Origin of the sequence: Fenollaria massiliensis (genome assembly GCF_000312505.2) — a bacterium.
Lineage (GTDB): Bacteria > Bacillota > Clostridia > Tissierellales > Peptoniphilaceae > Fenollaria > Fenollaria massiliensis.
Genome location: NZ_HG326228.1, coordinates 186634 through 210140, shown reverse-complemented (window position 1 = coordinate 210140; position 23507 = coordinate 186634). Strand labels below are relative to the sequence as shown.

General features: G+C 33.5%; 23 protein-coding genes. 2 read left to right on the top strand and 21 right to left on the bottom strand.

What is annotated here, in order from left to right:
* Positions 1-7: 7 nt before the first annotated feature.
* The 17 genes from BN30_RS07935 to BN30_RS07855 form a co-directional block, all read right to left on the bottom strand.
* Positions 8-2083 carry a U32 family peptidase gene (locus tag BN30_RS07935; RefSeq protein ID WP_019214976.1) on the bottom strand — a complete coding sequence of 692 codons (2076 nt, stop codon included), beginning with the start codon at positions 2081-2083 and terminating at the stop codon, positions 8-10.
* Positions 2073-2552: a cell division protein ZapA gene (locus BN30_RS07930; protein WP_019214975.1), complete on the bottom strand. Its 480-nt coding sequence runs from the start codon at positions 2550-2552 to the stop codon at positions 2073-2075. Before BN30_RS07930 ends, BN30_RS07935 begins: the two co-directional genes overlap by 11 nt.
* An 11-nt stretch (positions 2553-2563) precedes the next feature.
* Entirely contained in the window at positions 2564-4939 is a 2376-nt protein-coding gene (gene pheT, locus BN30_RS07925; RefSeq protein WP_019214974.1) for a phenylalanine--tRNA ligase subunit beta, read from the bottom strand.
* A gap of 9 nt (positions 4940-4948) precedes the next feature.
* Positions 4949-5971: a phenylalanine--tRNA ligase subunit alpha gene (gene pheS, locus BN30_RS07920; protein ID WP_019214973.1), complete on the bottom strand. Its 1023-nt coding sequence runs from the start codon at positions 5969-5971 to the stop codon at positions 4949-4951.
* Between the two features lie 39 nt (positions 5972-6010).
* Positions 6011-6763, bottom strand: coding sequence for a TrmH family RNA methyltransferase (locus BN30_RS07915; protein WP_026880721.1), 753 nt, complete (start codon positions 6761-6763; stop codon positions 6011-6013).
* Complete coding sequence (locus BN30_RS07910; RefSeq protein ID WP_019214971.1) at positions 6753-7415, bottom strand: potassium channel family protein; 663 nt, start codon at positions 7413-7415, stop codon at positions 6753-6755. The genes BN30_RS07915 and BN30_RS07910 overlap by 11 nt, the downstream gene beginning before the upstream one ends.
* A gap of 8 nt (positions 7416-7423) precedes the next feature.
* Positions 7424-8767, bottom strand: a complete 1344-nt coding sequence (locus BN30_RS07905; RefSeq protein ID WP_019214970.1) for a TrkH family potassium uptake protein — start codon at positions 8765-8767, stop codon at positions 7424-7426.
* Between the two features lie 69 nt (positions 8768-8836).
* On the bottom strand, positions 8837-9187 hold the full coding sequence (gene rplT / locus BN30_RS07900; protein ID WP_019214969.1) for a 50S ribosomal protein L20: 351 nt from the start codon (positions 9185-9187) through the stop codon (positions 8837-8839).
* A gap of 13 nt (positions 9188-9200) precedes the next feature.
* Positions 9201-9392: a 50S ribosomal protein L35 gene (gene rpmI / locus BN30_RS07895; protein ID WP_019214968.1), complete on the bottom strand. Its 192-nt coding sequence runs from the start codon at positions 9390-9392 to the stop codon at positions 9201-9203.
* Between the two features lie 11 nt (positions 9393-9403).
* A complete protein-coding gene (gene infC, locus BN30_RS07890) occupies positions 9404-9916 on the bottom strand; it encodes a translation initiation factor IF-3 (protein ID WP_026880720.1) in 513 nt (170 codons plus the stop codon).
* A gap of 212 nt (positions 9917-10128) precedes the next feature.
* Positions 10129-11670 carry an ATP-binding cassette domain-containing protein gene (locus BN30_RS07885; protein ID WP_019214966.1) on the bottom strand — a complete coding sequence of 514 codons (1542 nt, stop codon included), beginning with the start codon at positions 11668-11670 and terminating at the stop codon, positions 10129-10131.
* A 189-nt stretch (positions 11671-11859) separates the two neighbouring features.
* A complete protein-coding gene (locus BN30_RS07880; protein ID WP_019214965.1) occupies positions 11860-13107 on the bottom strand; it encodes a CdaR family protein in 1248 nt (415 codons plus the stop codon).
* Complete coding sequence (gene cdaA, locus BN30_RS07875) at positions 13064-13924, bottom strand: diadenylate cyclase CdaA (RefSeq protein WP_019214964.1); 861 nt, start codon at positions 13922-13924, stop codon at positions 13064-13066. The genes BN30_RS07880 and cdaA overlap by 44 nt, the downstream gene beginning before the upstream one ends.
* An 8-nt stretch (positions 13925-13932) precedes the next feature.
* On the bottom strand, positions 13933-15726 hold the full coding sequence (gene pepF, locus BN30_RS07870) for an oligoendopeptidase F (protein WP_019214963.1): 1794 nt from the start codon (positions 15724-15726) through the stop codon (positions 13933-13935).
* Positions 15727-15740: 14 nt separating this feature from the next.
* Positions 15741-17132, bottom strand: coding sequence for a peptidoglycan D,D-transpeptidase FtsI family protein (locus BN30_RS07865; RefSeq protein WP_019214962.1), 1392 nt, complete (start codon positions 17130-17132; stop codon positions 15741-15743).
* Entirely contained in the window at positions 17125-18354 is a 1230-nt protein-coding gene (locus BN30_RS07860) for an FtsW/RodA/SpoVE family cell cycle protein (RefSeq protein WP_019214961.1), read from the bottom strand. Before BN30_RS07860 ends, BN30_RS07865 begins: the two co-directional genes overlap by 8 nt.
* A complete protein-coding gene (locus BN30_RS07855) occupies positions 18355-18774 on the bottom strand; it encodes an FHA domain-containing protein (protein WP_019214960.1) in 420 nt (139 codons plus the stop codon). It abuts the gene before it with no gap.
* Between the two features lie 99 nt (positions 18775-18873).
* On the opposite strand from BN30_RS07855, the gene BN30_RS07850 reads away from it, so the two are divergent.
* Positions 18874-19314, top strand: coding sequence for a regulatory protein RecX (locus BN30_RS07850; RefSeq protein ID WP_019214959.1), 441 nt, complete (start codon positions 18874-18876; stop codon positions 19312-19314).
* Positions 19314-19577 carry a GIY-YIG nuclease family protein gene (locus tag BN30_RS07845; RefSeq protein WP_019214958.1) on the top strand — a complete coding sequence of 88 codons (264 nt, stop codon included), beginning with the start codon at positions 19314-19316 and terminating at the stop codon, positions 19575-19577. Before BN30_RS07850 ends, BN30_RS07845 begins: the two co-directional genes overlap by 1 nt.
* Positions 19578-19606: 29 nt before the next feature.
* Here BN30_RS07845 and BN30_RS07840 read toward each other — a convergent pair whose 3' ends face one another.
* Genes BN30_RS07840 through BN30_RS07825 form a run of 4 tightly spaced genes read right to left on the bottom strand, consistent with a single transcriptional unit; the run spans position 19607 to position 23502 of the window.
* Positions 19607-19996 carry a hypothetical protein gene (locus BN30_RS07840; protein WP_019214957.1) on the bottom strand — a complete coding sequence of 130 codons (390 nt, stop codon included), beginning with the start codon at positions 19994-19996 and terminating at the stop codon, positions 19607-19609.
* A gap of 60 nt (positions 19997-20056) precedes the next feature.
* Positions 20057-21433: a hypothetical protein gene (locus tag BN30_RS07835; protein ID WP_019214956.1), complete on the bottom strand. Its 1377-nt coding sequence runs from the start codon at positions 21431-21433 to the stop codon at positions 20057-20059.
* Positions 21417-22829, bottom strand: a complete 1413-nt coding sequence (locus tag BN30_RS07830) for a sensor histidine kinase (protein WP_019214955.1) — start codon at positions 22827-22829, stop codon at positions 21417-21419. Before BN30_RS07830 ends, BN30_RS07835 begins: the two co-directional genes overlap by 17 nt.
* Positions 22813-23502, bottom strand: coding sequence for a response regulator transcription factor (locus BN30_RS07825; protein WP_019214954.1), 690 nt, complete (start codon positions 23500-23502; stop codon positions 22813-22815). The genes BN30_RS07830 and BN30_RS07825 overlap by 17 nt, the downstream gene beginning before the upstream one ends.
* Positions 23503-23507: the final 5 nt, after the last annotated feature.

Sequence of the window (23507 nt, the reverse complement as noted above, 5' to 3'; positions counted from 1 at the left end):
TATTCACCTATAAAACTTTTTTGTAGTAATGCGCTCTAGTAAAACTTTCTATCGCGTCTATTCCATCTCCATTATTAATTCTATCAATATATTCATTAATTTTTTTCTTATCATTTTCATTGTCAAGGTCTATGATAATACATGTTGGCCCTAATTTTTTAACATCGTCCATCTTGTCTAGCATAAAAATTTTTTGCGAGTTATAAATCTTTGTGTAATTATTTTCACGAGTGAAAATGAAACGCTCTTTATCCTCATAAACTAGTTCATTTTCCTTGTTTATAGGACAAGTCTCGCATCTTTGATCGCAATCAGTCCTAATATTTGCTAGTGGACAAGCCTTGCTCATCATCACGACAGGATATCCGTAAGTAAATAGCCTTGTCTCTAGACCATAGTTCATGAATTTTTCCATCTGTGCTAAGCTCATCTCAAGTGAGTATGTAAAGCCTGAGAAATAGCTTTCACTCATGTATTTAGCGGCTTCTGAATTAAAAATGTTCATCATATATGAAGCATAAATTTTTTTATTAAAGTCTTTTAACTTTTGATATGCACCTAGCTCACTTATTTCGATTGAGTCAACATTTTTGCCATATTCATTAATTAAATCATAGTACTCGTCTAGGTCTTCGTCGCTCGCTGCGTTTGATGTATAAACTTCTTTATTGATATTTATTTTACTTAAAAAATTAATATTATCTTTATTTAGATACAAGCTAAGCGTATCAGCCTTGTTTATATCAATTCCATCAAGGTCTTTGTAAGATGAGGCTCTAAGAATAATTTTTTGCTTATTATTCTTTTTATTATCATAAGGGGCCAAGATATCTTTTTTCTTGGTATTAATGTTAACGCCCTTAAAATCTTTTTTAAAAAGCTCGTCTATAAGCTCTCTTCTTAAGGATTTAAGCTCTTTAACCGGTATAAAGGCATCTTCATCTACATCTAATCTCACTTCTCTAACATTTAAAAAATCTTTTCCAGTCTTAATGATTGGATCAATAATTTTTTCTCTATCAATTGAAGCTGTTTTTGCTTTTTGAACTATGTATTCAGACTCTTTGGTGTATTCTTTATTCATATAATGAAGCGTTAAAATTATTTTTTTGCCTATCTTTGCTTTTAAATCAAAACTTATATCTTTTTTTGTAAATGAAAAATCTTCTAGCTCAAAACCGCCTTCAAAGTGCTTTTTCTCTTTGACCAGCATTTTGTCCATGCCATCTTTTAATATATGACCCTTTGTAAAGCCTCTATTAAAGACTTCGTCAGGTCTATGAGTATTTTCTACGCCTAAAATTTTATCCTTGTATAGCTTAGTTATAAGATAAACATAAGACGGATTTTTCATGCGGCCCTCTATCTTTAAGCTGTCAACACGGCCCACAAGTTTATCGATTGAATCTAAAGTGTTTAAATCGTACTCAGATATAGCATAAATTTTTTCTCTTAATAATTTTCCTTCGCTATAAACATCATACATCTTACGGCATGGCTGTGCGCATGTACCGCGGTTACCAGACCTTTCTCCTATGAGTGAGCTCATTAGACATTGACCCGAAACTGCGTAACAAAGTGCTCCATGAACAAAAGCTTCGAGCTCTATATCTTTTTCAGATGCTTTTTCTAAAAATCTATAGTCCTTTTCACGCGCTATAACCGCTCTTTGAAATCCATTCTCAATAGCCCAGTCAATGCTCGATAAATTCGCTATATTTAGCTGTGTTGACGCATGCACCTCGACATCTGGTAAATATTTTTTCACAAGTGATATTAAACCAAGATCAGTAATGATAAAGGCGTCGACACCCATGTTTCTATACTCTTCTATCAAAAAAAGTGCGTCGACTACTTCTTTATCATCTAAAATAATGTTTACTGTCATGCAAAGTTTGATATCATAAAGCTTTGCTAGCTCTATCATAGATTTTATCTCGTCATCTGTAATGCCCTTTGCAAAGCGCCTTGCGTTAAATTTTTCACTTCCAAAATAAACCTCATCAGCACCTGCTTTAAGCGCTGCAATGAACGCTTCGTAGGTGCCGACAGGGCTTAGTACTTTTGTCTTTTTATTTAACATTATTATTATTATTGTTATTCTTGTTATTCTTGTTATTATTTTTTATTGTTTTTGAGTCAATGTCTTGACTTGTTCCTTCTTTGATGCGGCTAAGCTGTTGATAAAGATCTTCTGTATTTAGCTTAGTCTTAACAAGTTCGTCTGCCTTGTTATTAAGCTCTTCTTGAAGCTTTTCTATCTTTTTAAGAGCTTCTTGATAAGCTTCATTAAGGTCCATGTATTCCGCCGACTTATTTATAGGAGTGTTTTCATACTCGCTAAGCTTTTTTTGTGCTTTAAATAATTCATCTGTAACATTGACAGTCGCAAGGGTTGTTGCCATAAGCGAGTCAAGCCTTGGATTATTAGCTAAAAGATCCTTTATTAACTTATTAACATAGTATGCGATGTCTGAAACATACTTTTCATCATACTCCGAACGAATATTAAAATCTCTGCCGTTTATATGAACGGTTACTCTCTCTGGCATGTCCTACCTCCTTACTTTCTTAAGATGGCAGCGAATTTTTCTTCAAGTGAAGCTAAAATTTCGCTCTCAACCTTTTGTATATCTTTATCTTTAAGAGTTTTTTCGCCTTGATACTTAATCTTGAAAGCTAATGATTTTTTGTCAGCTCCAAGCTTATCTGATTTGTAAATGTCAAATATTTGTACATCTTTAACAATTTCAAAGCCATGTGATAAAATTTCATTCTTAACGTCTCCAAATGGCACTTCATCATCTAAAACTATGGCGTAATCCCTCTTAACTGCTGGGAATTTATTTATCTTAACATATTTTCTCTCTAGATTAACTAGTGGATATATCTTTTCTATATCAAGCTCCATTACATAAACATCTGTTTTTATGGAGAAATTATCGCAAACAGCGTAATCAATTTGACCAAGGCTCGCAAATTTCTCGCCACCGATGTAAAAATCAGCGCTTCTACCCTTGTGGAATATGCTTGTTTCTGTGCTTTTCTTTACTTCATATCCTTCTATAGCAAGTCCTTCTAGTATCTTTACTAAAATATCTTTAATCATATAGAAGTCACCATAACCGTAGAAACCTACGGACATAGTCTTGTTTTCAATATATTTACTTCCTTCTTTTTCAAATGTATTTCCAAATTCAAAGAAAGCACCTTTTTCGTTCATGTTGTTGATATTTAGCGATAAAACTTTAAGCATATTAGCAATAAGTGTTGTTCTCATCGCTCTAAAGTCTTCTCCAAGTGGATTGATTAGTTCGATATATTTTCTAAATTCATGATTTTCTTTTAAATTAAGTGCATCATAATTCTTTGGACTGATGAATGAATAAGTTAGTATCTCATCCATGCCTTGTCCTATGAGTAAAGTCTTAATATGCTTATCGATTTGTCTTTTGTAATCAAGCATACCAACTGATGTTTCAGACTTGATAGGTTTTGCTTCGATATTGTGGAAACCATAGATACGACCAACTTCTTCAGCTATATCTTCTTCAATTGCAAGGTCAGTTCTGTAATATGGTGACTTTGAAATTAAAAGGCCGTCTTCATATTTTGTTTCTATGCCAAGTCTTGCTAAATTATCAAGCATTGTCTCAACACTTAAATCACTACCAAGTAAATTATTGATTCTAGCTGGATCAGACTTAATCACTTCGTCTTTTTCTTCGTAATTAACAATATCATAGTAACCATCAACCACAGTACCTACGCCTAATAGCTCAATTAGATAAGCAGCTCTATCAACTGCCTTTTTCGACATTAAAGGAGAAATGCCCTTTTCAAATCTATTAGAAGCCTCTGTTCTAAGGCCAAGTCTCTTTGATGTGTATCTGATTTGAGATCTATTAAAGCTAGCTCCTTCAAGCATGATAGTTTCAGTTGTGTCTGTAATAGATGAGTCAAGTCCGCCCATGATGCCGCCTAGAGCAAGATTTTCGCTTCCATCTGTTATAACGATATCTTCAGGCTTTAAATCTCTTTCGATTTCATCAAGTGTAGTGAATTTTTCTTCTTTAGCATTTTTTATATGAATTTCTTTTGTTTTAATAGTATTTACGTCAAACGCGTGAAGCGGCTCGCCAAGTTCAAGCATAACATAATTTGTAATGTCGACTATATTGTTAATAGGTCTAACACCCGACTCCATAAGTCTTTGTTGCATCCAAAGTGGAGAAAGAGCTATCTTTACATGTTTTACGACTCTTGCATAATATCTTAAACAGTCTTTTGTATCGATAGATATATTTTTAATATATTTTTTAATTTCATCAGAGTCTTTTGCTTCTTTATACTCAGGTTCTTTCAAATCTTTATTAAATGTTGCCTTCGCTTCTCTTGCCATGCCTAAAACGCTTAAGCAGTCAGGTCTATTTGGTGTAATCTCTATATCTAAAACTTTTTCTTCTAAATTAAGTATTTCTCTTATATCCTTGCCTATAGGAGTATCTTTATCAAGAATTAACACTCCCTCAGCTACTTTTTTGTTGATTACATTTGTATCATAGCCAAGCTCAGCTAATGAGCAGAACATACCATAAGAAACTACTCCTCTAAAGTCATGCTCCTCAATCTTGTTTCCGCCAGCAATTATTGCTCCAACTGTAGCAAGTGGCACTATGTCGCCTTCTTTTACATTTGGTGCAGCAGTTACTATAACAATCTCGCTCTTGCCATCATCAACATAGCAAACTCTTAATTTATCAGCATCTGGATGCTTTTCTATGCGCTTAATCTTAACAGTTATAACACCTTCAAGGCCTTTAAATGAGTCAACGATGCCATCTACGTGAGAACCTGTCAAAGTGATGTCTTCAGCTAGTTTTTTATTGTCGCAATCAATATTTACATAATCTTTTAGCCATCTAATTGGTAATAACATATCGTCCTCCTAAAACTCATCTAAAAATCTTTGATCGTTTTCATAAAGCAATCTTATATCGTTGATGCCATACGAAACCATAGTGATTCTGTCAACTCCGAAACCAAAGGCAAAGCCAGAGTATTTCTTTGGATCTATGCCGCAGTTTCTAAGCACATTTGGGTGCACCATGCCGCAGCCTAGTAATTCCATGGACCAGCCAGTTCCTCCACAAAATTCACAGCCTTCTCCTGCACACTTGTGACAAGTAACGTCAACTTCCATGCTTGGCTCTGTGAATGGGAAGTGATGCGGTCTATATCTAGTTTGTATCTTTTCACCTAAAAGTTCTCTAACAAATTGATCTATAGTAAATTTTAAATTCGCTAGAGAAATATTTTCACCTACTACAAGTCCTTCCATTTGATAAAACATTGGTGAGTGAGTGTTATCAACGTCATCAAACCTAAATGTTCTTCCGCAAGAAACCATCTTTAGCGGTGCTCCATACTTTTTCATCGCTCTAATTTGTACTGGCGATGTTTGTGTTCTAAGCAAATTTTCTTTATCAATATAAAAAGTATCAGACATATCTCTTGATGGGTGATCTTGTGGTGCGTTAAGTAAATCAAAGTTATTTTCAACAGTTTCAATCTCAGGTCCTTCTATAACCTTAAAGCCCATCCTCATGAATAAATCTTCAAGTTTTTCCTTAACCTTGATTAATGGATGCTCGTGTCCTAATGAAACTAAATCCTTATCAATACTTATGTCCAAAGTCTCTTCATCTAATCTTTTTTCTCTTTCAAGAGCATTTAAGTCGTCAAATTTATTCTTTAGAAGAGCTTCAATGTTCTCTCTTACTTCGTTAGCAAGTTGACCCATAACAGGTCTTTCTTCAGGTGATAGTGAACCCATCATCTTAAGTATGGCTGTTAAATCACCTTTCTTGCCTAAAAATTTAACTCTTAAATCTTCTAAACTCTTTAAATCCTCAGCTTTTTCAATCAAAGCTTTGGCTTCGTCTTTAATTTTTAATAGTTCTTCTTTCATATGCTTCCTCCGATACTTATATTATACCACATATTGCTACTATTGCATTAAATATCTTTCATATATGATAATTGAGCTTGCTACAGCTAAATTAAGTGATTCAAGCTTGCCAGTGTTAGATATAGTGATGGTCTCGTCGCTCATCTTAAACGCTTCCTCTGTCAAACCGTTGCCCTCATTGCCCATGAGTATAAAAGCCTTTTCGTCAGTATAGCTTATGGCCTTGCCTCTTGGCGATGTTGAGTAAACTTTGTAGCCATACTCTTTGAATGTATTTATTATATTTAAATCTTCATAATGAACATCAACTAAAAATATGGCTCCCATGGATGCACGTAAAACTTTTTCGTTATACACATCGCAGGAATTTTTTGATAATATTAATGTTTTCACATCAAATGATGCCGCACTTCTAATTATTGTCCCTAAATTGCCCGGATCCTGAATATCTTCTAAGTATAAAACTGTTTTTTCATCAAAATCATAAGCTTCATCTAATTTTTCTTTGCAAACGGCGATTATGCCTTGAGATGTAACTGTATCTTGTAAATTTTTAAATAAATTATTCTCGATTTTAACAATTTCATAAGACTTATCAGATATGAATTCATCGTCAAAGTCTTCGTTAATAACTATGTACACTATAGACGCAGAGCGTTCTATAGCCTCATAAACCAATCTTTTACCTTCAAGAATAAACATAGAATTTTTCTTTCTATATTTGGGCTTCTTTAAGGAATTGATTAATTTATAAATTTTGTTGTCCTTGGATGTAATCAGACTACTGCTCATTTTGAGAGTCCTTTTCCAAGGCACTTATATCATCAACTTGACCAAGAAGAACTAAAACATCTCCTTGTTCAAGACCCTTATCTGGTTTTGGTGACACATCGATGTTGTCATCGTTCTTAATAGCAATAACGTTAACGCCATAAATATTTCTAAGCTTAAGGTCAAGTAGGGACTTACCTATCCATGACTTAAGTATCTTAACTTCGGCGATTGAGTACTCACTAGAAAGTTCGATGTAATCAATAATGTTTTTGAATGTCAAGTTATGTGCAAGCCTTGTACCCATATCTCTTTCTGGGAATATAATTTTGTTTGCACCTATCTTTGATAATACTTTACCATGTGACTCGCTAGTAGCTTTAGCAATTATAGTCTTGATGCCAAGCTCTTTGCAAGTAAGCGTAGCGATGATGCTCGCTTCAAGGTCAGAGCCTATGCTTATGATAGCAACATCAAAATTTGATAAACCTATCTCTTTAAGCGCCATCTCGTTTTTTGCGTCAGCTTCAACAGCATGAGTAACATAGTCAGCCACTTCACTTACTAAGGCTGGGTCATAGTCTATCGCTAAGACCTCGTGGCCTATCCTTGAAAGTTCTTTCGAAAGTGCCATACCAAATCTTCCAAGTCCAATTATTACAAATGATTTCATATATCCTCCTATCCAACCATAAGGTTGCCTGGTGCGTTTCTATAGTCTCTCTTCATATTTCTTCTAGCAAATGCATAAGCCATAGTAAGTGGTCCAACCCTACCTATATACATAGTTAGAGTGATTACAAGCCTTCCTAGAGTGCTAAGTTTATCAGTTATGCCTGCGCTTAAGCCAACTGTGCCAAAGGCCGATGTTGACTCAAAAAGTAGGTTGATAAACTTTAAAGAGCTATCGGTAATTGTTAGTATGATAGCTGTTGAAAAGACTATAGCTAAGCCAATTAAAAATATTGATACAGCTCTCTTAATCGTTTCGAATGGTAACCTTCTATTTAAGCAGTTAACATCTTCCTCTCCCTTTACTACAGATATAGTCGTAAGGAGTAGACAGGCAAATGTTGTTGTCTTAATACCACCTGCTGTTGATCCAGGTGATCCGCCTATAAACATAAGCATTATAGTTGAGAATATGGTTGTTTCTCTAATCTTAGACATATCTACAGAATAAAATCCTGCTGTTCTTGGCGAAACGCTTTGGAAAAATGAGTTTGCAAGTCTTGATGGAAAGTTCATAGAACCCAAAGTGCCAGGATTTGAGCTTTCAAATAATAAAAAGCTAAGTGTACCTATTATTAAAAGCGATCCAGTCATGATAAGCACTACCTTCGAATGAAGCGTTAACTTTCTTAGCTTATCTTTTGCTAATAAATCCGCATAAACAGTGAAGCCTAAGCCTCCTAATATAATTAGTAGCGATAGTATAAGCAAAACGTAATAATCATTTTGAAATATAATTAAAGAATCGCCAAATATATCGAAGCCAGCATTACAATAGGCACTTATCGCATGAAATATGCTAAAGGCTAAGCCCTTTTCAAATCCAAACATAGGAACAAAGCGAAGGGCTAATAGTAATGATCCCATCATCTCAAGAAAGAAAGTGTAGCCGATAACCTTTTTGGTTAGCTTAACTATACCTTGTATTGATTCAGTATTTAATTGCTCCTTAATCATAAGCCTTTCTTTGAAAGATATCTTCTTGCCCATAATGATATAGCCAACAGTAGCTAAAGTCATTATGCCAAGTCCACCAAATTGTATCAAAGTGATGATGATGACTTGACCAAAAGGCGTGAAGTCCCTAGCGGTATTAAGAACTGTTAAGCCAGTTACGCACACAGCCGATGCTGATGTAAACAAACTGTTTACATAGCCAATAGAGCTGCCGCTTGATGAAGCTATAGGTAGATTTAAAAGTATACTACCTATAAGTATTAAGGATAGAAAACCCAGTGCCAAAACTTGTGGCGGGTTCAATTTGTCTTTAAATAATTTTTTTCTTATTTCCATAAGTATATTTTACTACAAATCAAGAATTTTTGCCATATAGAAAAGAAAAAGTTCCCAAAATTGAGAACTTTAAGCATTCTTTGCCATATCAACTAAATTCTTAAAGCTTTCTTTATCATGAATAGCCATTTCGGAAAGCATTTTTCTGTTTATGTCAATATTTAATTTCTTTAAACCACCGATAAATTTGCTATAGCTCATATCGTTTACTCTGCATTCAGCGTTGATTCTTGCTATCCAAAGTTTTCTGAAGTCTCTCTTTCTGTTCTTTCTACCAATGTATGCGTAGCTAAGTGACTTCATAACTGCTTCGTTAGCAGTTCTAAATAGCTTGCTCTTTGCGCCAAAATATCCTTTAGCTTGTTTTAAAACTTTTTTATGATTCTTTTTAGCATTTACTGCTCTTTTAACTCTAGCCATATTTATCCTCCTACTACATTACCATAGAGTCGATTCTCTTTTGATCGCCCTTTGATACTAATGATCCTTTTCTTAAATTTCTTACTCTCTTAGCAGATTTCTTTCCTGTTAAGTGACCCTTGTATGCTTTAAATCTTTTTAATTTACCAGAAGCAGTTCTTTTAAATCTCTTAGCAGACGCTCTGTGTGTTTTCATCTTTGCCATTTGTATTCCTCCTAATTTTTATTATTTTGAATAACAGTCATAGACATGTTTCTTCCTTCTAACTTTGGTGCTTTTTCAACCATAGCTTCAGGACCTAATAGTTCAAGAAATTGATCAAGAACTTCTTTACCAAGCTCAGTGTGTCCCATCTCTCTACCTCTAAAGCGAACGGATACCTTAACCTTGTCCCCATTTTGAATAAACTTTTGTGTAGTTCTAACCTTTACATTAAGGTCATGCTCTTCAATGTTTGGAGTCATTCTGATCTCTTTGATATTGATAACCTTTTGTTTCTTTTTAGCTTCCTTGTTCTTTTTTTGCAGTTCATATCTGTACTTACCGTAGTCCATGACCTTGCAAACAACAGGGTCAGCATTTGGAGAAACCATTACAAGGTCAAGCTTAGCAGCTTCTGCTATCTCTAAAGCCTTGCTGTTATCGACAATACCATATTGTGTTCCATCTTCACCAATAAGTCTTATCTTCGGATTTCTAATCTCTTCGTTGATTAGTAGCTCTTTAATTGTTTACACCTCCATTAAAAAAACGGGCATAAAAAATGCCCGTACAATACAATTAATTAACCTTATGAACAACCGGTTATAAGGTGAGAAAGCATTTTCTTCTTGTTTTATTATTCATTACTCATATAGTATATACTCATATAGATTATTTGTCAAGTACTTTTTTTGATTTTGCAAAAATATTTTACTATGACAATGGTATTAGAGTCATACTATGCGTTTATATTAACATTAATAAGACCACTTGTCAAGTCGTCGTGACTGATGATGAAGCATATCCTTTCGTCTCTAGTCTTGTTTAGATAATCATATATCTCTTTCGTCGATTCCTTGTCAATGTTTGAGCATATCTCATCCAAAACGAGTACGTCTGGATTTTTTAGTAAAGACCTTGCAAATGATATCTTTTGCTTTTCTCCGCCAGATAGGTTTGTACCACCAATAAGTATCTCGTCGTCAAGTGATTTCTTTTCAAGTATGGATCTAATAAATTGGTTTTGTGTTAAATCTATGTGGCTTCCGTCATCAAAATCAAGTAGAAGATTTTTTCTTAGTGAACCGTTGACTATAGGTGCGTTTTGAACAACATATTCAATACGATCTCTTATGTCTTCGTTTTTACACTTATCAATGTCTATGCCATTCACTTTAATTATCTTAACGTCTCTAAACTTTACTAGTCCCTTGGCAAAAGTGCTCTTGCCACTACCATTGGCGCCATTGATTCTAACTATATCACCCTTCTTAAGCTTTGCCTTTGCATTAAAGTCAAGTTTCATATCCTTAATATTTATGCTACTGATATCAAGCTCTATATCATTAATCACGTCAATCGCGTCACTGCCATCGGCTTCTTTATTAGCGATGAGTTCTTTTTCAAAATCTTTTGCTATATCAAAATTTCTCTTTTCAATATTTGAATTAGTTATTGTCGATACATTAGCAAAATATAAGGGGAAGATTAGTGTAACTAGTATAATTGAGTAAATGCTGCTGCTATTTGCCATGTAATCATAAACAACTATTAGCAGTAAAAGTGTTTTGATGATCTCGTTAATACCTTCTAAAACTACAGTCATTGACTGAGCGTACTCATTGACCCTTGCCATGCTGCCATAAACTTTTTCAGTCGCTGGCTCTAATTTATTATATATCATAGATCTATCAGATAGCTGCTTTACATAGTCAACCTCTTGTACATAAGAAAGTATTTCTTGAAAGCCCATGCCTGTGCTCTTTTGCATCTCTTCAGACTTTTTCTTTAGCTTCTTATTTAATAATTTATAGCCAAAATAGTTTATAGGTAGCGCTAAAAGCATTATCAAAGCTAGATACAAATTTACATTAGCAATTAAAATTAAACATACTAAGGCAACTAAAAGTGAGGAGAATATCTGTATGTAGCCACTCATCATGAAGGAGTAGATGCTGTTAACAGATATCGATGCCCTCTCTAGTAAGTTCATAGCGCCTTTTTCGATGATGCTATCGTAGTTCATATTGAAAATGTTTTTTATGTAAGAAATAAAATTGCCTTTATTATACTCTTTTGCAAACTTTTCTCTAAATATTGTAAATAATATAGTAAGCACTTTTGATGCAAGTATAAGTAAGACTATAAATACTATCTTCTTTGTATCAAGTGACGTGCCATTTGCCTTCCATAGCTGTATAAATATCGGCGCAAGTAGTGCTGATATTGATGAACACAGTATCAAGATAAACATGATTATAAAAAATTTCTTGTACTTCATAAGATCCTCCCTTGTAATGATTTAGCAAAATAAATTATTATTAAATATATTATACCACCCCAATAAAAATTTGCAAGCAATATTATATATATTAGTAAATTTTATACTTTATTCACTTATTATAAATTTTTCTTATATAAAAAGAAAACTGAGTAAGATCTTACTCAGTTTTTCTTCATATTATTTTTTTTAATTGTTTTTCATTGCAAAGTCTAGGCTAATAGTGTCGTTAATTAAATCCAGATACTCTTTGTCTGTTACTAGCTCAAGTCTAAGTTGTTGTTTGCCCTCTATTGTTACGTTTGATGCGTCTGCCATAAGTTTGAATGTTTCTTCGTCTATCTTGTCTAAGACGGATTTGTATCCTTTTAATTTTATTGTTATAAACTTTTCATTTGTATCTTTTAGTTCCATATCATCTTTTAGATTAACTAGCTCAAGATTTTCTATAGGCACTTTAATTTCTTTTTCAGCCTCTTCTTCTACTTCATATGTCACCGTGATTTTTACACTATCATCAAGAAGTGAAACGCCTTGTGGAAGTATTGGTTTAACTACTAATTCGCCATCCTTTGGCTCAACTGCATCGCTTACCTCTATCTTTTCTGTCTTGATTGAATTAACACTATCGATATCGTCTTGTCCTTTGATAACTAGCTTTTGTGGATTAGTTTTGATATTAACAATTTTGTAATTGCTTGGCAAATGACTTACAAAGTCTGTTTCTATAGGAACAGATTTTGTTTTATCTATCTGTACATTGATATTAACCACTTGTGGATATAGACTCACTTGATCGATTTGATTATCTTTTATATCAACTGCATATAATTTACTTGATATTGTAAATGGTTTATCCTTATTTGTTAAATCAATCTCGGCTATAACTTTATCAACTTTTGCTAAATAGCTTTCTGGTCCTGTCAATTTAACATTTTCCACGTCCATGGATATGTCTGACAAAGCACAATTTTCTTTAACTTCGCCCTTTTGTCTTACTTCTATAGGCTTCTTATATGATTCAACGCTATCAAGATTAAAAATTACCTCTGATGGTCCAACTGATGTTACTTGCAAGGTATTGTATTGGCCAATGATTTCTGCTTTAACTGGTATCCTAACTTGACCTGAATCGTAGCCTCTAAAGTCTATGGCTGCTTTGATGTTGTTTTCGTTAATATTATCAAGCTCACTCTTTTTACCTTTTACTTGAACTGAAACTTTTGCCTCATTTGGTCCAAGATTAACAAGTTTAGTGTTATTAAGGTATTCAATATTTTTAAATGCTACGTTAATATTTCTATATGTCCTTGTTTCTTCTGGATTGACAAGTCCCATAACATAGTACCAAAGAAAGATGGCAACGATGACTGAGACTACTTTTGCAATGATATTATTCTTGTTCTTGATCTTGAACTTCTTCATCTTGAACTTCATCTTTTGCCCTCCATTTAAATAATGCTTTTTCTTCGCTACTTTCTGGTAAATAAACGCTTAATAATTTTTCTCTAAGTGTGTTTTCGTCTAAGTATCTTGAAATAACGCCTTCTTCTGCTGTGGATATGGATCCTGTCTCTTCTGATACTATAACTGCAAGTGCATCACTCATCTCTGTTACGCCAAGTGCTGCTCTATGTCTTGTACCTAATTCTCTTGGAACGTTTTGATTATCTGTTAATGGTAAAAAACAAGCAGCAGCTCTAATCTTATCACTCTTAATAACTACTGCGCCATCATGTAGAGGTGTGTTTGGTATAAATATATTGATAAGTAAGTCACTTGATACAAGTCCGTCTATGTCAGTACCTGTATCAACTATCTCGTTAAGACCGGTTTTTCTCTCGATAACTATAAGTGCGCCTATCTTTTGCCTTGATAATGATAGGCAGGCGTCAACTATCTCATTAACTGTTCTTGAAAAATTTTCTTTTTTAAACTCGGAAATGGATTTAGAAAAAAACTTCATCCTTCCTATATACTCTAGTCCACGTCTCAATTCTGGCTGAAATACAACAACTAAAGCGATAAGACCTACATTGAATAGGTTTTCAATTAACCACCTAAGTGTATATAGGTGAAAAACGTCGCTTAGCTTGGTAACTATAAGCAAGGCCAAGAAGCCTTTTGTTAGCTGCTCAGCTCTTGTTTGCTTAACAAGCTTATATAGTTGATATATTATTAAGGCAATGATTGTGATGTCGACAAGGTAGCTTAGTTTAAAATTTACTAATACATCCTTAACTTGTTCGAACATAGGTCCTCCTACATAAGTTCTTCAAACTTATCCATAAATTCATTAAATGTATCTAAACTGTTTAGTATTGGGTCCTTCTTAGTCATATCTACGCCAGCTTCTTTAAGTATGTCAATTGGGTACTCGCTTGATCCCTTTGATAAGAAGCCAAGATATTTTTCAACTGCTCCTTCTTCTTTAGAAAGAACTTTTCTAGCAAATTCTGTAGCGCAGCTGATGCCTGTTGAGTATTGGAACACGTAGAAATTGTAGTAGAAATGAGGTATTCTTGCCCATTCGTATTTGATTTTATCATCAACAACTACATCTTCACCATAATAAAATTTATTTAAGTCATAGTAAGTTTTATTTAAGAAATCAGCGTTTAATGTACCGCCCTCTTGAGCGTACTTGTGAATTATATTTTCAAATTCAGCAAACATCGCTTGTCTATATAGTGTTGTTCTAAATGATTCAAGATAATTATCTATGAAATATAATTTTTCTTCTTTAGTCTTAGCATTGTCAATCATGTAATGAGTTAATAGTGTTTCATTCATTGTTGAAGCTATCTCTGCTAAGAATATACTATAGTTAGCATATTGAATAGGTTGATTTGTGTTTGTTAAGTATGAGTGCATTGAGTGACCCATTTCGTGACAGCATGTGAATAATGAGTCAACTGATTTATTATGATTTAATAAGATGTATGGATAAGTACCCTTAACACCTGATGAGAAGGCTCCGCCTCTTTTGCCCTTTGTTTCATAAACGTCAACCCATCTTGAGTGATATCCCTTATAAGCAATGTCTTGATATTCTTTGCCAAGTGGAGCAATTGCTTCTTTTATAATTTCAGTTGCTTCTGGATAATCTATCTCAAATTTTAAACTGCTAAGCATTGGCATGTATATATCATACATGTGTTGTTCTTTTAGTCCCATGTATTTCTTTCTAAGCTTCATATATCTATGAAGATAGTGAATTTTATCATGAACTGATTCGATTAGATTGTCATAAATTTTTTCATCAACAGCATTTGCGAAAAGTGCCGCTTCTCTAGCGCTCTTGAAATTTCTAACTTCTGCTCTAAAAATGTTTTTCTTAACAGCTGCCTTTAATGTAGCTGCAAGCATATTGATATGATCAGCATAATTGTCATAGTATGTGTTAAATGTATTTTTTCTTAAAACTTCATCATCTGATGAAAGAAGCTTAGTGAATACACCTGAGCTAAGTGGATGCATCTTGCCATCTTTATCTGCAACTGAATCAAATTTTAGATCAGCATAAGAGAACATTTGGTAGATATCATCTGGTGCGCTATATAAATCGCCTGCTTTTGATAATAATGCCTCTTCTTTTTCACTTAGTGTGTGAGCTTCATATCTAAGTATATCTTCAAAAGTCTTTCTGTACTCTTCAAGGCCTTTTTCTTCAGAGATAAATTCTTCAATTTTCTTTCTTCCTATCTTTAAAATTTCAGGTGATTCAAAAGCAAGTACTGTTGAAAACTTAACTTCTACTGATTGTGCCTTGTCAGCAAGCTCTTGGCTCTTTGTATCTGTAGTGTCTTGTGAAAATTTTAAGCTTGCATAAACATAAATTAATTCAAGTCTATGAATAAGATCATATTTTAATTTAGTAAATTCAAATAAAGTCGTTGCGCTTTCACCAAGTTTTCCTTCATAATCACTTAGCTTTAAAAAATCTTTAGAGAACTTTTCGTACTCTTCAAGCCATTTTTCATCACTTTCAAAGATTTTTGTAAGATCCCACTTAAATTGTTCCTCAATTTGATCCCTTGTTTTTAATTCGTCCATGTTAACATCCCTTTCTATTTATTATAGTTTTTTATTAAATAATTATTTATCAGTTTAACAATGCCTTGCATTTGGTAGCCCATCTTTCTTTGGTCTTCACTCACAACACAGATGCTGTAGTCAAGCTTATCCGACTGAATGAAACTTACGAGCCATGCGTTGTACTTGCCCTTGCCAAGCTCAGCTGTACCAGTTTTTGCACCAATTGTAAAGCCTTTTCTTTGTAAAGAGCTTGCAGTACCTCTCTTTGCTGTCTCTATCATCGCCTCTTTAACTTTATCGGCATCCTCTTTATTGCTAATAGTTTTATAAATTTCACTCTTAGTCGATTCAAGTAAAGTGCCTTTATTGTCCTTGACCATCTTAACAATGTATGGCTTAATCATAACGCCTTCCTTGCAGATGGCACTCGTCATCATAAGCATATTGAGTGGACTAACAAGTATTGATCCTTGACCTATGGCGTCAGAGGCTATCTCGGTTTTGCCAGCATCTCTATTGAATTTTGATTTGGCAAAAACTAAATCAAAATCAAAATCTTTATCGATATAAAATTCTTCAATCGTATCAAAAAATTTATCTTTATCCATATTCATAATCTTATTAATAAAATAAGTGTTTATGGAATTGCTCATGGCTGTGTTTAAATCTATGTTGCCATATTTTTTACCGCCAGAATTTTTAAATATATACGAGTCGACCGACTCTTTACCTGTATCTGTATAATTTAAATCCTGTTTTGACTTTAAAATCGCCATAGCGCTCACGAGTTTAAAAGTTGAGCCCGGTTGATATAGTCCTTGGGCTGCTCTATTTAAAAGCTCACCGTTATTTGAATTTACAAAGTCATCCCAGTTTTGATCAATAGTAGATGGATTAAATCCTGGGTTTGAGTGCATAGCAAGTATCTCTCCAGTCCTGTTGTCCATGACAATGACAGCGCCTTTATCTTTAGCAAAATTTTTCTCGATTAGGCCTTCTAAATCATTGTCTATAGATAAAACTAATGATTTACCTGCTCTATCATTAAAAATCTTTCTTATGTCTTTGAAATAATCGTCTTTGTCGGTACCCGTCAAAACATCGTTGAAAGTGCTTTCAAGACCCTGCTTGCCATATTTTTTGCTAGTGTAACCAATTACGTGCGAGTATCTTTGTCCAAATGGATATATTCTGGTCTTTTCTTCGCCTTTAACTTTTGTTTCAGCAAGTACTGTGCCCTTCCTATCATAAATTGTTCCTCTAATTACATTTTCTTCGTCGACCCTATTTCTTCTGTTATAAGGATTATTTTTTATGTCCTTAGCCAAGAATAGTTGGAAATATGTTAAATAAAATATTATTCCAAAAAATGCCGCCAAAAATATTATTAAAGAAATTATAATTCTCTTATTCGTTCTATCCATCGACTTCACCTTCTATGCTTGAAAGCTGCACCATGGCTAGTACTATGAATGACGCCAAAATTGATGTTCCTCCATAGGCAACAAAAGGAAGCGTAACGCCTGTTAGTGGTATCAATTTTAAAACGCCGCCTAATATTAATAGCGATTGAATTGAAAATAATACCGCACAGTTAAAGCTCAAAACTTTATAAAAAGTGTCATTCGATTTTAGTGATATTTTAAACATTCTCGATATAAGCATTATAAATAGCATGATAACTGCAATGCCTACAAGTGTGCCCATCTCTTCACATATAGCCGAGAAGATAAAATCGCTTGTCGCTACTGGTATTGTATTTGGAAGCCCTAATCCAATTCCTGTTCCGACGAAACCACCTGAACTGATGGCGAAGAGCGACTGTGTTATTTGTAGGCCAATACCGTCCATGTAGTCCCATGGATTGATAAAGCTTAAAACCCTAACTCTTACGTGACTAAATAAATAATAGCTTACGACGCTCATCACGACTGCTAAAAGTAAATTCACATACTTTAAATATTTTTTCTTCTCAAATACAAATTCGCTAAACATCATCATACCGTAGATGATAACTGCTGAGCCAAGATCTTTTTGCAAGAAGAAAAACATTATGAAGCTATATGAGATAAGAGTAAATATCTCTGGTCCAAACTTAATTGACGCGTATCTCTTATAATTTTTATAATAAATAGCCTGCAAGAATATATATAATATCTTGATGAACTCTCCCGGCTGAAATCTAATTGGTCCAAGCCTGATCCAATTTCTTGCTCCATACTTTGTCTTACCTAGCACAAGTGTAATTATAAATAGTATGTATATAAGTGATAATACTATAAAAAACATCTTATTGAATTTATTTTTCATCGCCGTTAATATAAATATGGCGAGATAAAATACAATTATGCCTATACTTATCCAAATAATTTGTCTAAAGCCACTCGTCTCATCAAGCCTTAGTATCTCAAAAGTTCCTATTGAAAATAGCATTGAAACGATAAGGTTTAAATATCGATCCGCCTTTGGTGATATCTTTATAAGTAAAATATTTAATAGATAAATAAGTACAAGTACTCCAGCTGTATAATATATAAAATTTTGTGTTGGCTTCATATCCTTGTAGAAGAAAAATAAACTAAGTTCAAGTATTACAAACATAAAGACCAACAATAAGGAACTTGATATCTTTACTTTTTTTCTCATTTATTGCTCCCTATTTACAAAAACAAATTTTATGTCATTAAGCTCAATTATGTCTCCGTCCTCTAAGATGACCTCATCATCAATCTTAGTTCCATTGACATAAGTGCCGTTTTTACTACCAAGATCACTTAAATAATATTCTCCGCCATCTTCTTCAATTATAAAATGATTTTTTGACACAAAATTATAATCAAGCCTTATATCTGAATATCTATCGCGGCCAACGCTTAAGCTCTCTCTGATTGGATATATCTTATCTTTTTCTTCATCGCCTAAAAGCATTAAGTACGCGCCCTTCTTCGAAGCTTGAGTAGACTTTATATCTTGGAAAATCATCTTCGCTATTTGAAAAACGAAAAGATATATAATTATTATAAAAATATATTTTAATATCATTGACAATATTGAAAAAAAGTCCACAGCTTTCACCTCATCTTTATTTTATCACAAATGAAGAGTTTTTGCCATGGATATTGAAAAAAATTTACTAATCTGTTAGAATTAATTTAGAGGTGTATTATGAACGAAAAAGCTTATAATTATGCAATTAAATATTTAAAGAACATAAAGACGAAGAAAGATGTCTATGATTATCTAATCAGAAAGGGTTTCACTGATGAAGAAACGAGTGAAGTTTGTGACTACATTGAAGAAGTGGGCCTTGTTGATGATGATTTGTATGTAAAATTTTTCGTTGAAGATAGTTTTCGTATAAAAAATAAAGGCGCTAGAAAAATTGTCTACGAGTTAAAACAAAGAGGGATAGATGACGATAAAATAAATGAAGCGATAGAAGAAGCAAGTGATATGCAGTATGATGCGCTTAAAGAAGCTTACGAGAGAAAACTTGAAGCAACTAAGAGCGAGACCGATGAGTATAAGAGAAAAAATAAAATTATTCGTTTTTTAATCAGCAGAGGCTTTGATTACTCAGACATAAAGGACATAGTCGATATATAATGAATAAGATTTATTATATATACATGCTTAGGTGCAAGGACGGGTCTATCTATACTGGCTACACCGATAATATTTATAAGCGCATAAAAAAGCATAGAAGCGGTAAAGGCGCGAAATACACTAGAGGGCGCGGACCCTTTGAGCTAGTTCACTACGAGAGCTTTTTAACCAAGGAAGAGGCAATGCAAAGAGAGGCAGCGATAAAAAAGCTTAATAAAGAAGCAAAATTAAAATTAATAGAAGAGAACGCAAAAAAAGAGTAGATGGTTTAAATATCTACTCTTTCTATATTTTATTTACTTGTTTCTTTATCTGTTTCTTCACTTTTACTTCTTTTTACTCTGGTCTTTCTTGACTTTCTTCTCTTTGCCATGGAACCCATAGCTATAGCTACAAAAAGTGAGGTAAAAGCAGCCGTCAATGAGATGATTGCAAGCTTCAAATCAATGATTGATGCTTGAAGTATACTTCTCTTATTGCCCTTTAATAAAACAAAAACGGCAAATATTATTAAGCTTATAGTCGGTATATATTTAACAAATTTATACTTCATAAAAGCTATATGCAAAAATAAAACTAAAACCGCAAAAACAAGTGCCACTATAAATATAAGTGACGTTTCTGTCATATATGGTTTTACTTCTGTAAGTATTTTTTCTAAAATCGATTTTATAGTACCCATTACTTCACCCTCGCCATGATTACTAATTATACTACATACAGACTCTATTTGCAAGCCTAATTATTTTATCTTTTTTGCGCCAAGCGAGATAAATTTTTCCTTCCACATGTCACCGTATTGACCAAGTGCCCACTCATTCATAATTATATTTGAATTTAAATCGATTGAGAAGATTTCATCATATATATGATCTTTAAAAACTTCATAGGCAGAGAAAGTTTTGTCCTTATATATCATGACCATGGATTTGTTAGGCGCACTGAAGGCATCCTTAAGCTTAGGGAATTTTTCTTTAAGACTTTCGTAATTAAAATAAAGCTCATCAAAGCGCACAAGATTTTTATTTGGCCTCTTCATAACATAACTATCCTCATAAAGTCTAGGATGATTAATATCATAGTCCCTCTTCTTAAGTATCCAGTAACCGTTGTTTCTCTCAACAGCTAAATTTCTTTCGTCATTTAAAATATTTTTAAACTCATCCATGCTATAGGTCTTGGTATTGTCTGCTTCGTCATCTTCAATTAACTCACGTAGAGAGGCTTTGTTGTTTTGAGAGTAATTATCAAGAAAATATACACCTATATCTCCGTTGTCATTAAATTTTGACTCTATTTCATAAGAAAAATAATCATTGCCAACGAATAAAATTTTTCTTAGTCTATCAAGTTTCTTTTCTTTTTCGGCATCATATAAAATTATAGATTTAAAAGTATTAACATGGTCATTGATAACTAAAAAGTCCTCTTGATATACGCCGTCCTTGTCAATGCTAACATTTTCAATCCTTGCAAAACCGTCGCGCCTTGGCACTAATAAATAATCAAGCTCGTATGCCTCGCCCTTATATGGCTGCATGTATATGGTTTTGTACTTATAAGTACCTCCGTTATCTTCTCTCACGCCCATCAAAAATCCGATATTTTCATCTATGACTTCTCCTTCAAGGTCTTGAGTGCTTTCAACAAGTGTAACTAGCTCCTTAAGATGCATCTCGTCAAGTTTTTTATCAGTTTTTGTTAGCGTGTAAAGATATTTGCCAAGTTTAATCATCATTTTACCATCGTTAATGATGAGGTCGTATCTAAAATTGCCATTTTCATAAATCGAGTAAACATCAGCATCTGCGCCATCAATATTATTTAGCTCTATCTTATAATTAAAGAAAAGATAATCTTTTAAAGATACTTTTCTATATTTTACATCAGCCTCTTTAATTACGTCGTTACCTATGATGTAGTCATCTTCACTTATGTAGATGTAGTCATCAACTCTAAGTGCAGCATCTACCTCTTTTTGTTTTTCTTCAACATCTTTTATCTCTTTTACTTGCCAAACGCCATATAGGTCTGGATTTGAAATATTTTTTTTGGGTGAGCACGAAGCTAATGTCATTACGATTATGACAAGCGAAATCAAACTAAGAATTTTTTTCATCTTTAAGCTCCTTAGCTAATCTTACCGTAAATTTAGTGCCTTCGCCCGGCTTCGACTCAATTTCAACGCTTCCTTTGTGAAGCGTGACAATCTCCTTAACTATGGCAAGACCAATACCTGTGTGTGATTTAGATTTTTTGCCCGCATAAAATTTTTCGAAAACGTATTTAATTTCATCATCATCAATACCAACGCCTTGGTCAATAACATCGATGAAAAAATTATCCTTATCTTGATAAAGATTAACCGTGATAAGACCACGCTCTTTATTAAATTTAACAGCGTTATCAAGTAAATTTATCATTACCTGCTTAATTCTGTTCTCATCGCCATAATAAATATATGAAGCTGGTGAAACATTAAGCTCGATTGTCTCTTTATTCTTCTCAAGCTTTGGAAATACTTGCTTTGTGATATTTTCAACACATATTTTTAAATCGAAATAATCTTTGTTAAGAGAAATTTTTCCTGAGATAAGTCTTGAAAAATCAAGAAGTTCCTCTAAAAGTGAGCTAAGTCTTTCGCTCTCGCTAATTAATATATCATGAGCAAGCTCTGTCGTCTCTTGATCAAGGCCGCCATCTTTAAGTGTATATGCCCAGCCAGTTAACGAGGTAAGAGGCGTTCTTAACTCATGCGAAATATTGGCGATGAATTCATTCTTTAACTCATCATGCTTGATTATCTCGTCAGATAGCGTATTCATCGCGTTCGATAAGGCGCCTATCTCATTTTTTAACTCAAGCTTTGATTTTTCTTTATAATTGCCCTTCGACATGCGCATGGCTATCCTTGTTAAATATTTTATTGGATTTACAATTGAATCACTTATAAAATTTGAAATAAAAATACAAACGAGCAAGACTAAAAGGCTTATTGCCGCTATGATGATAGATAGTTTACTAGTAAACTCATCAACTTGCCCTAAGCCAAAAAATAATCTTAAATAATATATAGGCTCATCCTTATGTTTAACAGCTGTACTAACTGTTAAAACTCTATCTCCAGATGCCTGGTCACGTCCTATCCAAGTCGCGCTGCCATTCTTAATAAGTGTTTCAATCTCAGGGACCGTAGTGTATTTATAGCCTTCCGAATCAAATAGCACTGTGCCATCCGTGTCCAAAATTTCGAGCCTTTGATCAATATTGTTATAGAAGAGGTTTGGATGCTGATTAATTGCTTCCTTTATTTTATCATTGCTTGTAAAACCATAAAATTTTCTATCGTAATCAACATACATATTCAAGGTATCCTTAGCATTTTTAATAGTTTGATTATAATAAAATCTCTTGAACATGTAAGACGAGAAAATATTTATAAGCACAAGCGAGATAAAGACAAGCAAGATGAAATTTTGCATCAAGCTCTTCTTTAAACTATTCTTTGTATTCAAAAGTAAATCCCTCTCCCCAAATAGTTTTTAGATGCTCAGGATTTGATGGATCCTTCTCTATCTTCTTTCTAAGCCTTGATATATTGACATCAACTAGCTTTGTATCCATTAGATAATCATAGCCCCAAACTGTTTTGACAATTTCTTTTCTCTTTACAAGCTTATTAGCATTTTCGATTAAATATTTGATTATGCCAAACTCAGTTGGTGTTAGCTCGATAAGCTCATCATTAAGATAAAAATCTTTTAAATTCAAATCTATCCTAAACTTGCCTAGAACAATTTCTTTTTCTTCTTTTTTATCAGCGATGAGCCTTCTGCTGATGGATTTAATTCTTAATATAAGCTCTTTTGGATTGAATGGCTTTGATAAATAATCATCAGCGCCTGATTCAAAAGCATTTATCTTGTCAATGTCTTCGCTCTTTGCAGTTAGCATAATTATTGCCATGTTTGGATAAACTTCTCTAAGTATCTTAAGAAGTGTGACTCCATCCATCTTTTCAAGCATTATATCAAGAACCGCTATATCGAAACTTTCCTCTTTGCACGCTTCTAGAGCCTCTTCTGCGCTTGGAAAATCGCTAACGATGTAGCCCTCCTTAACTAAGTTTATCTTAACAAATTTGCGTATAGCCGCTTCATCTTCGACTAAAAGTACTCTGTAACTCATATGAT